Source organism: Mycoplasma enhydrae, from assembly GCF_017116825.1.
In the GTDB taxonomy this organism is placed as follows: Bacteria; Bacillota_I; Bacilli_A; order Mycoplasmatales; family Metamycoplasmataceae; genus Metamycoplasma; species Metamycoplasma enhydrae.
In genome coordinates this window covers 213,137-225,286 of record NZ_JAFIRD010000001.1, presented here as the reverse complement: position 1 = coordinate 225,286, position 12,150 = coordinate 213,137, and the positions used below count along the sequence as shown (strand labels likewise).

Sequence of the window (12,150 nt, the reverse complement as noted above, 5' to 3'; positions counted from 1 at the left end):
GAAAAAAATATGAAAAAAAGTTTAAAATTTTTATTACCAATAGCTAGTGTAGCAGCAATTGCGACACCACTCATTTCTGCTTCATGTCAAGAATCAGAACCTAAAAAATTAGCTACAGAAATTACAAACGCTAAAAATTTAGCTAAAAATGCTGATAAAAAACTAAGTGCTGAACAAGTTTTAAAAATTAATGAAGCTATTACAGAAGCTGAAACTAAACAAAAAGCCGCTAAAACTGATGAAGATATTAAAAAAATCAGAGAAGAATTAATTAAAAAAATTGAAGAAATCAAAAAACCAAAAACTCCAGAAAAAAAACCAGAGGATAAACCCGAAGATAAACCTGGGGATAAAGAAACTGAAACTCCTGAAGCAAAACTAAAAGAAGTAAGCAATATTATAAGTTCACTTGAAAAAAAAGATACTGATGCAAAAATAAGTCCAGCTTTAAAAGCAAAATTTAAAAGTATAGTTACTTGAGCTAAAGAACAACTAAAAACCAAAAAAACACTTGAAGAATTAAAAGCCTTAAAAACAGAACTAGAAACTAAAATTAAGAGTGCTGAAATCGAAGTTTGAGATGTAAATTTTGCTGATTTAAAAACCAAATTATCAAAAGAAAAGATATTTGATTTTAATAGAATCGAAGCTGCTCGCTATAAAAAACTTATTGAACGTCTTGAAAAGTGAGAAATCAGTTTATGATATGATTACAAAGACCATTCAATTGTAATTACTGAAAAAGATAAAAGACCAGATTGAAAAAACCTTCCTGCAGGTCACAAAATTATATCACCTTCAAAACCTGAATTACTAGTTGTTAATGGACACCAAGTTCAATTAGCGCACCCTACTAAACCTACATACAAAAATAGTAAAGGACAAACCTCAATTAATTCACAAATAAGTTACAAAATTAAAGTCAACGGTCCAGAAAAAACATTAGTTTTAATTTATAAATTTGCTATTTATAATAAGGGTGCAGACCCAATCATATCTTCAGAATCAGGCGAAATTGAAATTTTATTATAATAATAAACCTCACACACTCGTGAGGTTTTTATTTCAATTATATATCTCCTAAATTAATTAGCATATCCTTAAGATCTTGAATAAGTTTTTTAGAAAAAATACCACGTTTTAGTCTTCATTGTTCTTCTAAAAAATCAAGTTCAGTATAAATTCTATATATTAATTTCAAGGGATAATTATAGGCCTCAATTGAATTCTTGAAATCAGGTCAATCTATAACATTAAAATCTCCATCTGAATAACACTTTATATCTAAATCAAAATCTATGTATTTAATGGTTCCATTATCAATATAAAAAGGACTAGCTAAATTCACATAAATGTGATTTTGATTATTAGGATAAAGTGTAATAGAAGCATTATAAAACTTATTTTTAGCAAAGAAAAATAACATTGGTGTAGATACTACCCAATTTAAATCAGTTTCTTGCACTTTTGTTTTCATTAATAACGCAACAACAAAATCATCCAAGTTGGCAACAATCTTGCAACCTTCATATTGTCGATATAATGTGCCATCATATTTGAAAGCCTGAATGGCCGTTATTTGACCCATCTCAAATAATTTACGCGGCTTTCGGGTTTCCTTTTTTTCTAATGACTCTTGTTCAATTAAATCATGAAAACTTCTAATTGGTTTATCGGAATTCATGTTTCTCCATATATTTAAATAAATAAATTACTTTTAATAATCAATTAATTGCTTTTTTTAATTAATTACTAATTTAATTATAAACTAAAGGCGCGCCATCGTAAATAATCATTAAAATTAATTGTATTTAAATTACTAAGTAATATAAAATTATTAGTTATGAGACTTAGACATAATAAAAACGCCCTTGATATTTTGAAAAAAAGCGAATTTTTCATTAATGATTTTCCTTACAAAGTTTCCAAAAACACCATTTTAGAAATTGGTATGGGAAAAGGAAAAATGTTATCTGAAATGGCCCAATCACATCCTAAAAATAATTATATTGGAATTGAAAAGTATTCAACTCCAGCTCTTTTGGCACTTAAAAAAATAAATGAAAGAGAAATATCTAATATGAAAATTATAGTTGCTGATGCTATCAATTTAGAGAGTATTTTTGATGGAAAAATCAAAACAATATGATTAACCTTTTCTGATCCTTGACCCAAAAAAAGACATTACAAAAGACGCTTAGTTTATAGAGATTTTTTAAAACAATATCAAAAAATATTGTCGACTGATGGATTAGTTTATTTTAAAAGTGATAATCAAATACTATATGATTTTGCTTTAGAAGAAATTCAAAACTTTGGAGCTGAAATTTTATTTCACACAAATGATTTTCATAATTCTAACTATTTAAATGAGAATTTTTTTACAGATTATGAACTAAAATTTAAGAATGAAGGTAAAAATATTTATTTTATAGCTTTTAGATTTTAATTATTATTTTTCTTTTCGAAATCAGATTATTTTTTAAAAAAATGTATAAATGTTTAATGTAGAGTTAAACAATTTTTTGCTATAATTAATATATTACTTTTGTAATATATTATTTTTAGGAGGCTTTATGCTTTTCGATGACGAAAAAGACAAGGAACTAGACAAGGAAATTGAAGATAAAAATACTAGTGACGATGATAGTATTTATTATCAAGTGGACGAAGAAATCAACAGAGTTTTTAATGATGAATCAACTGTAATTGTTGAAGAAGATGACGACGATGAAGATATACCCCAAGAAAAAGAAGGTTACATTCTTGAAAACCAAGTATTAGACAGTGAAAAAAACGGTTTAAAACCAGCTGATCTTGCCACAGTTATGAAGGGCTCATTTTTAGAATATGCAATGAGCGTAATAGTTGCACGTGCTCTTCCAGATGCACGTGATGGACTTAAACCTGTACATAGAAGAATATTATATGGCATGAGTGAACTAGGAATGTTTCACAATGTGCAACATAAAAAATCAGCTCGTATAGTTGGGGATGTTTTAGGTAAGTATCACCCACATGGTGATAGTTCAGTTTATGAAGCTATGGTTAGAATGGCACAAGATTTTTCATTACGTTACCCACTAATTGACGGACATGGTAACTTTGGGTCAATAGATGGGGATTCTGCTGCTGCAATGCGTTATACAGAGGCTAGAATGTCAAAAATTGCGGGAGCAATGGTAGATGGTATTAAAAAAGATACAGTCGATTTTATTGATAACTATGATGGAACTGAAAAAGAACCTGTTGTTTTACCATCAAGATTTCCTAACCTTTTAGTTTCTGGTTCTGTTGGTATTGCAGTTGGTATGGCAACTAGCATACCACCTCACAATTTAGGTGAAGTTATTGATGGGGTTTGTGCTTTGGCTAAAAAACCTGATATTACAATAGCTGAATTAATGGAATATGTTCAAGCACCAGATTTTCCTACTGGTGGAACAATTTTTGACAAAGAAGGTCTAATTAAAGCTTATGAAACCGGTTCTGGTAGAGTAACGATTAGATCAAAAGCAAATATTCAAGAATTAAGCAATGGCAAGTCTAGAATAATAATTACAGAAATACCTTATGGTAAAAATAAATCAACCTTAATTGAAAGTGTAAGTAATCTAGTAAAAGATAAGAAAATTGAAGGAATTTCAGACTTTAGAGACGAATCTAACCGTGATGGTATTAGAGTTGTTATTGAAGTTAAAAAGACATACGTTCCTGAAGTTATATTAAATAAGATTTTTAAATTAACAGAATTTCAAACTAGATTTTCGTTTAATATGGTTGCCCTTGTAAATAATGAGCCGCAAAGACTAAATTTAAAAACAGCGCTAGAAGTTTATTTAAAACACCAAATTAATGTTGTTACAAGAAGATTACAATTTGATTTAGACAAAGACTTAGCTCGTGCTCATATATTAGAAGGTCTAAAAATTTGTGTCGAAAATATTGATCGTGTAATTGCTATTATTAAGAGTTCAAAAACAGATGCTGAAGCTCAAGCAACACTTGGAAAAGAATTTAAATTAACTGAAATTCAAACTAAAGCAATTGTTGATATGAGATTAGGTAGACTAACTGGTTTAGCAATTGAAAAAATGAATGATGAATTAGAAGAAGTTAATAAAAGAATAGCAGAATATAGAAGAATATTAGGCAATAAAGATGCTTTAATTGACTTAATTATTAGCGAACTTCAAGAAATAAAAGCTACTTTTGGTGATAAACGAAGATCAGAAATCAACTGAGATGAAATGTCAGATATTGATAATGAAGATTTAATACCAAAAAAAGATGTCGTAATTACAATTACTTCAAAGGGTTATTTAAAAAGACTTGATATAAACGAATATAAAGAACAATCACGTGGTGGAATTGGAGTTTCTACAGCTAAAACCTATCAAGACGATGATATTCAAGATATTCTTGTAGCTAATACTCATACTGATTTATTAATTTTTAGTTCAAATGCAAGAGTATATAGAGTTAGAGGATATGAAATTCCAATTGGAACAAAACAATCAAAAGGTGTTCCAATTGTAAATATCATTAGTTCAATAGAAAAAGACGAAAAAATAATTAAAATCCTAAGTATTGACGATGATGAATATGATCAAGATAAATATTTATTAACTGTAACTAAAAATGGTATTGTTAAGAAAACAAAACTTAACCAATATAAATCAATTAATAGAAATGGTAAATTTGCTTTTGGTCTAAAAGAAAACGATTCATTAGTGGATGCACTAGTTGCAACTAATGATGAAGAAATATATATCGCAGCCAATAATTCTAAAGTATGTAGATTTGATATTTCGGACATTACAGCTCAAAGCAGAAGGGCTTCAGGGGTTATTGGAATTAAACTAAATGACAATGATCGTGTTGTATCGGTGTCAACTTCAGCTGAAGGTAAATACATGTTCAGTTTAGGTGCTAATGGGTTTGGTAAATTATCACTTGCAACTGATTTTAGAAAAACAAGAAGAAATTCTCGTGGTGTTATTGCGCTTAATGAATCTAAAGCTGGTGAACTAGCTTATTCAGGAGTAGTAAAGGGTAATGAAAGCTTAATTATTATTACTGATGATGGTCTAACAATTAGATTTTCATTAAGTCAAGTTAATATAACAGGAAGAAACACTAAGGGTGTTAAACTTGTTAATTTAAAAAAGAGAACCGCTTCAATTGTTGGTGTAGCTAAAATTAATGATGAATCAGAAGAAAAAGAAGACCGTGAACTTACTCCAACTGAGTTTGAAGAAATTACTAAAGAATATAATTTAGAATCAATCGAAGATGATTTAGATATTCAAAACGAAGAAGAATAAAAAATATGGACTTACTAATAAAAACTAGTAAGTTCCATTTTTTAATATGCACTTTCTTTTTTTGAAGCGAATGCAACTTTTTGTCTAATTAAAACAATGACTGGATAAATAGCAAAAATGATTAAAGTATAAATTGGAATTTCAATTAAACTCTTAAAAATAATAGGAATCATAAAAAAGAAATAGTATTGAGAATATGTTCAATTTCCACCTCTAAAACGATTGTAATAATTTATATAAGCAAAAGGTCCTCACAATCATCTAGTTAAAATTAAAATTGCAAATACAGTTAATAAAACACTAAATAGTAATTGAGTTGAGAATTTAGTTTTAACATTTCTAGTTTTTAAGTATAAACATAAAAATGTTATTGAACTAATTCACATTAATAATATGCCAATTGAACCAATGGCTAAAATAGCTGCTGTTGTAAACTTTTTAGAACGCTTTATGGAAGTTTCACCAATTGGTAATGAATCATATTGTGTAGCCATTACACTAACAAAAATAATTGTCAAAATGCTTAGAAATAATAAACCAAATATTCAAGTAAACTTATCTTTTTTGGTTAGGATTACAAAGATAAAACCTGATAAAAATGCTATAGCCACAGGTATAATTGCATATTCAATCATTCATGTGCTTACACCAAATATAACTTGATTAAGAGTATCTGATAAGATACCTAAAAACGCCCCTCTTCAAGGTCCTAAGGCTAGTCCAAATATAACAAATAAGGCATAAGTGATACTAATTCTGAACGCCCCCACAAAAATATATTTTTCAGCTACTGCAGCAATCATATAAAGTGCTAATAATAAGCCAAATAATGAAATTTCAAAAATTGAAAATCGATAGGATTTCATTTTAATATCTCGATTTATTTTTTGAAAAAAATTTAAAATCATTTGCTATCACCACCCTTCAAATTTGAATTATAAGAAATTATATACTTTTTATAAAAAAACTAGCCCTTTAAGGCTAGTTAAGACTTTTATCTAAAATCTTGTTTAGTTAGTATATAGACACTTGTAAATGTTAAAATTATTGTTAACAATGAATAAAATGCTATATTAGCTCTTCTGTCCATATATGGGACTCTTGTTAATTTTGCTAAGTGATGATTTTTAGCTTTATATAAAGAATAAACTTTATCTAAGGCTTCACTATCTTTAGCTGTTATTTCAAAATCACCAATTTTTTTGCCAAATGAATGCTTTTCACTCTTAATTTTGTAAGTTTTAGTGATAGCTTCAATAGCAAAATCATTAAATAAAATTCCTGCGATTGGTGATTCTAAATTGTAATATGCACTAAATAAACCTTTAATCATATTTTGATCAACTTTAATTTTTTTATCTTTTTTTCGTTTCTCTAGTTCATTTAGCAAGTTTTTATTATTTTTAAAAACGTTATTTAATAGAATTAAAAATATAGCAGTTGAATCTAATTCATTATTTTCATGAACGTTCTTTAAATATTGATTTAAATTTTTTGTTTTAGTATTATAACTTTCAATAAATACTGATACCACAGGTAAGAAATTATCTAAAGAAATAATATTATCAGTTTTAGCACTATTTTTAATATTGCCTAAAGCAGTTGTTAAAGCAGCATTAGTTGCTAAATTTTTGTATGTTTCAATAATTGCAGCTATTAATAATAAGTCTTTTCTTTCAAAATTTAATTTTACTAAACTTGCAGTTCCTGGAACTTTATCAATTTGTTTTTTGAATTCATTAATTACATTGTATAGTAATTTAAAACCACTATCTCTAACACCTTCCAAATCTTTAAGACTAGTAATCAATTTTTCTTTGAAAACTTTATCTTTTTCAGTAATTTCTAGGTCACGGGATTTGTATAAACTATCATCTTGCATAGGTTTATAATAATAATTTTTTACTTCAAATGCTTCTCTAAAATTGTCGATGACAGATGATGCTCCAAATGTCTCTCCAGAATGAGAAGCACTTATTAAAACTTTATTTTGATAATTAAGGTCTAAAAATTTAGTAAAATGGAAAGGATTTTTTTCATTTGTAAAAAAGCCTACTTCTGCCAGATTATCTTTTAAATGTTTCTTTTCAATAATTTTGTATTCATTAATGGCTTCATCTAAATTTTTAAATGTGCTAAAAATTTCAGAATTTTTGTCAAAACCTATATTTTCCTTTTCAAGTTGTTTATTAGTTGTTGAAATAAGTAATTTAATATTATCTAAATATCTACCGTTTATTTTTCTGTATGTTTCTTTTTGAGTAAATGAACCAAAAACAGAACTAACTGGAATGATTACCCCAATAAATACAGTAGCAGCTATCGAAGCTGAAAGAGAAGCTTTAGTTGTAATTAAAAGTGTAATTGAACTAAAAAGTAAAGATAAAAGAATTAAAATTCCAAATATTTCTCCACCGTCTCTTCATACATTATCAGTTAATGTTTTTTTATTGATAATTTCAAGTTGTGGTTTAAAATTTTTTCCAACATCAGTAGCATATATAAAAATTATGTAACTTAAAATTAATAAAAATAAGTGAAGGATAATAATGGTTAGTAAAGCGAATCATTTGCTAACTATAATTTTGGTTCTTGATATAGGCTTAGCTAATATTGAAAGAAAACTTCCATTTTCAATTTCATCCTTACACATGGAAGAAGCTTTAATTCCTGAATATATTGTCACAAAACCAGTTAGGTATGACAATATAACTGAAGGAATGAAACTAACTGCATTTAAGTATTTTATTTCAGCATTAGGACTATTCACTTTGATAGCTAAATTAGGTATTAAAGCCGCAAGAAGTCCAATGATTAAAATACCTACAGCTGTCGTAACTCATGTAGATATAGACTTTAAATATTTGATCATCTGATCTCTATATATCACTGACATCTTGTTCCTTTCTATTGTTTTCTAATAAACTATCATAAAATGATTGTAGGTCATTGTGTCTTAATGAATGCAATGTTATTTTATTTTCCATAATCAATTTAATAATGTTTTTCTTAACTTCTTCATTAACATTTTTAATTATTAATTCTGATTTTAAATCACCTTCAACTTCAATGTTTAGTTCAGTTTTTATTAAAGATTTAGTTTTGCGATTATTAGAAGTTTTTATATATAAGTGATTTTTATTTTTAGATACATCATCTATTCTTCCTGAAAATAGTATTTTTCCATTATGTATAAAAGTTGCACTATCAATTATTCTTTCTAATTCACTAAGGATGTGTGATGAGATAAAAATAGATTTACCTTGTTTTCGTAGTTCTACTAAATTATCAAATAGTTCTTTTCTAGCTACAGGATCCAAGTTGGCAGCAGGTTCATCTAATATTAAGATAGTTGGATTAATAATTAGCGCCTGAGCCAACAATATTTTTTTCTTCATTCCACTAGAAAAATCATTAGGATTTCTTTTTTTATGTTCTTCTAGTCCAATACTTTTTAGTATTTCTAATGCTTTGATTTTAGCTTCTTTTAATTTAATACCACTAAAAGTTGCCATTGTTGTTAAATATTCAATTGTGTTTAGGTGTTTAGGAAAACTGGCTTTCTCAGGTATATAACCAATTAATCGGTTTGCCTTTTCACTTCCTGGCTTCCAATTTAAAATTTTAATTTGACCAGGCTTTGATCTATATGCTCCAATAATAGATTTTATAGTTGTTGTCTTACCTGAACCATTAGGTCCAATGAAACCATGAATGCTACCTCGCTCAATATTAAAACTGATGTCTTTAATAGCTTCAAATTTCTTAAATTTCTTGGAAAAATTGGTTATTTGTATAACCAAATCTTCATTTTCTAAAATTTTTTCATGTTCTTTCATAACAAAATTGTAACAAAAAATAAAAAGTCACCTCGTTAAACTCAAAGGCGACTTTAAAATTATTTTAAAACTAATTCCGAAATTGTCTTAACCATTGCAAACATAGGTTGTTCATCAACATCACATGTTCCTGCAATATCAAAGTGTATATGTTCAACACCATTTGTAAATTCTTTTAAAAACATTGCGGCAGATGAAGAACCAGCTTTTCCTGTAAAATCAGTGTTTTTTAAATCAGCAACTAATGAACCTTTCATGTATTCTAGATACTCATCATCTAAAGGCATTCTTCAAACTAATTCATTTTGAATTTTAGCTGCACTTTTAACATCTTGTCATCCTTTATCGCTTGTTGATCATACACCTGTGTATGTATCACCTAAAGCCATAATCATAGCACCTGTTAATGTAGCCACATCAATTAATCTAGTAGCATTTAAATGAGTTGCTCCATAATATAAACCATCGGCCATTACTAGACGACCCTCAGCATCGGTGTTGTTTACTTCTACAGTTTTTCCGCTCATTGAAGTTCAAACTGAATCAGGTAATGATGCATCTCCATTAACTCTATTATCTGTAATACACATTACAGCAGATACATTTGTGTTAGGTTTAAGTTGTGCAACAACTTTCATTACTGCAGCAACTACTGCAGAACCACTCATGTCATATTTCATTCCATTCATGTATCTGCCAGTTTTAATGTTATATCCGCCAGAGTCAAATGTAATACCCTTACCAATTAAAACTGTTTTTTCTTTTGATGCTTTATTTCCAGTGTATTCAATTACTACAACTCTAGGTTCAAATGTTGAACCTCTATTAACTGAAAGTAGAAGTCCCATTCCTAATTTTTCAATTTCTTTTTTTGTTAAAACATTAATTGAAAGGTTTTTGTATTGTCTTAGTTCTTTTTCAGTTATTTCTGCTAATTGTTCAGAGTTTAGTTCGTTAGGAGGTGTTAAACCTAAGTTTCTTGCTCAGTTTTGAGCTTCTACTAATATTTTTGCTTTTTCAAAAGTGTTAATTAATTCTTTGTTTGTTTCTTTTATGTATAAAGATAATTGATTTTTGTTTTCTTTTTTGTATACAGTTTTTTTGTTAAATAATTTAGCTGCTGAAAAGTTAATACCTTTTGTAAAAGCATCTGTAACACTGTAGATACAAATTTTCTTTTCAACTGCAAAAGATTCTAGGTCGATTTGGTAATCGCGAGCAGCATTTAGACCTAAATTTATAGCTAAATCATAAATAGAATCATATTTGATGTCTTCTTTTTTACCCATGTACACATAAGCTACATTTTCTGAGATATACTCGGTAATTGCATTTTGTTTTTGAACTAGGTTTAGTGGTAATTTATCTTCCTTAAAAATAGCTTTTAGTAAAGTTGAAGCATTACGTCTTGTTTCAAGTTGTTTAATTAATTCCATAATGTTTCCTTTCTATTTTTGTCTTTCTGCTAATTCTACTAAAGTTGACACTAATATACCTAAACCCATACCTTTTTTATCTGCAGTACCAGCAACATCACAGTGAATAAAATCAACATCATTTGTAAATTCTTTTAAAAACATTGCAGCTGCATTAGAATCAGCTTTGGCAGCTGAATTGTAATTTTTTAAATCAGCCACTAAAGAATCTTTGTTTGTTTTGTGAAAGTTTTCATGTAATGGTAATCTTCATACTTTTTCATGAGCAACACAAGCTGCTTCTTCAAAAAGTTCTCATCTTTCATCTTTAGTTGCAAAAATTCCAGAATAAGTTTCACCTAATGCTTTAACCATAGCACCTGTTAAGGTAGCCACATCAACCAATAAAGTTGCATTTAATTTTTTAACACCATAATATAGACCATCACCTAATACTAAACGACCTTCAGCATCAGTGTCGGTAATTTCTACAGTTTTTCCACTCATAGATTTAACAACTGATTCAGGAACTGTTGCATGTGTATCGATTGCATTGTCAGTTAACATCATTACTGCTGCCACATTAGCTTTAATTTCTAATTGTGCTATTGCTTTAATTGCATATGCCACGATAGCAGAACCTGACATATCAAATTTCATACCGTCCATGTGATATCCCTTGGTGTTATAACCTCCAGTATCAAATGTAATACCCTTACCTACATAAACAAATTTTTCTTTGCTTTTTGGATTTCCATTATATTGAATAACAACAACTCTAGGTTGGTGTGAAGAGCCAGCATTAACTGCTAATAATAAACCCATTCCTAATTTTTCAATTTCAGATTTATTTAATACATTAATACTTAAACCATTAACTTCAGCAAAATCTTTTTTAATTTCTTTTGCAATTCATTCACTTGTAGCAATATTTGGTGGAGTAATTTGAAGATCACGCGCTTTTGAAACGCATTCTGAAATCACTGTTAATTTTTTAACAAATTTTGTGTAACTTTTATCTTCTAAAAATAGAGATATTTCTACTTTTTCTTCCTTATCTTTTTTAGTTGATTTTTTTTGGTCTTTTAAACTAAATAATTTAGCTTCATGAAAAGCTAATCTTGTTATAAATGCTCTTAGCACTTCTTCAATTGAAATATTTTCATTAGCAAATGAAGCAATGTCAATTTGATAACTTCTTCTTTTTGATAATATTATTGAATCAACAACTTTTAAAAAATGATAGTAATTTTTTATTTCTTTTGATATAAAAATATAAGCTTCATTTTTATCAAAATATTCGGTTATAAAATTATCTTTTTTAGCAACACTTGAACACATTTCTTTGGTTTCAAATGCAGCTCTTAAAAGCATATTTTTATCACGAACATTATTATATTTTATACTCATATGGTCCTTTCTTTATTTTGTAATTGTTATTATTATAATCTTTAATTATAATTTATAGAAACTTTAATTTTTTAGCTTTAAACAAAATCAAAAAAACCTTAAAAATAATTAAAAATACCAAGCACAATTTTGTAATTTGCCTGATATGCAATTCAAATA

Annotated in this window: 9 protein-coding genes; 3 read left to right on the top strand and 6 right to left on the bottom strand. The window is 27.8% G+C overall.

What is annotated here, in order from left to right; translation table 4 throughout:
* The first annotated feature begins 9 nt into the window (after nucleotides 1–9).
* Nucleotides 10–1,032 carry a variable surface lipoprotein gene (locus JXZ91_RS01005; protein WP_205851151.1) on the top strand — a complete coding sequence of 341 codons (1,023 nt, stop codon included), beginning with the start codon at nucleotides 10–12 and terminating at the stop codon, nucleotides 1,030–1,032.
* 37 nt (nucleotides 1,033–1,069) lie between these two features.
* Here JXZ91_RS01005 and JXZ91_RS03585 read toward each other — a convergent pair whose 3' ends face one another.
* Nucleotides 1,070–1,684, bottom strand: coding sequence for a DUF402 domain-containing protein (locus tag JXZ91_RS03585; protein ID WP_205851150.1), 615 nt, complete (start codon nucleotides 1,682–1,684; stop codon nucleotides 1,070–1,072).
* A gap of 159 nt (nucleotides 1,685–1,843) precedes the next feature.
* Between JXZ91_RS03585 and trmB the strand changes: the two genes are divergently transcribed.
* Together trmB and gyrA are read left to right on the top strand one after the other, a co-directional pair.
* A complete protein-coding gene (gene trmB / locus JXZ91_RS00995; RefSeq protein ID WP_205851149.1) occupies nucleotides 1,844–2,449 on the top strand; it encodes a tRNA (guanosine(46)-N7)-methyltransferase TrmB in 606 nt (201 codons plus the stop codon).
* A 127-nt stretch (nucleotides 2,450–2,576) separates the two neighbouring features.
* Nucleotides 2,577–5,327: a DNA gyrase subunit A gene (gene gyrA / locus JXZ91_RS00990; protein ID WP_205851148.1), complete on the top strand. Its 2,751-nt coding sequence runs from the start codon at nucleotides 2,577–2,579 to the stop codon at nucleotides 5,325–5,327.
* A 41-nt stretch (nucleotides 5,328–5,368) separates the two neighbouring features.
* On the opposite strand, the gene JXZ91_RS00985 is transcribed toward gyrA, so the two are convergent.
* The 5 genes from JXZ91_RS00985 to JXZ91_RS00965 all read right to left on the bottom strand — a co-directional run bounded on the left by JXZ91_RS00985 (nucleotide 5,369) and on the right by JXZ91_RS00965 (nucleotide 11,991).
* Entirely contained in the window at nucleotides 5,369–6,235 is an 867-nt protein-coding gene (locus JXZ91_RS00985) for an ECF transporter S component (protein ID WP_241006053.1), read from the bottom strand.
* 86 nt (nucleotides 6,236–6,321) lie between these two features.
* Entirely contained in the window at nucleotides 6,322–8,199 is a 1,878-nt protein-coding gene (locus JXZ91_RS00980; RefSeq protein ID WP_205851147.1) for an ABC transporter permease, read from the bottom strand.
* Between the two features lie 7 nt (nucleotides 8,200–8,206).
* Complete coding sequence (locus JXZ91_RS00975; protein ID WP_205851146.1) at nucleotides 8,207–9,166, bottom strand: ABC transporter ATP-binding protein; 960 nt, start codon at nucleotides 9,164–9,166, stop codon at nucleotides 8,207–8,209.
* 59 nt (nucleotides 9,167–9,225) lie between these two features.
* A complete protein-coding gene (locus JXZ91_RS00970) occupies nucleotides 9,226–10,602 on the bottom strand; it encodes a M17 family metallopeptidase (protein ID WP_205851145.1) in 1,377 nt (458 codons plus the stop codon).
* A gap of 12 nt (nucleotides 10,603–10,614) precedes the next feature.
* Entirely contained in the window at nucleotides 10,615–11,991 is a 1,377-nt protein-coding gene (locus JXZ91_RS00965; RefSeq protein WP_205851144.1) for a M17 family metallopeptidase, read from the bottom strand.
* Nucleotides 11,992–12,150: the final 159 nt, after the last annotated feature.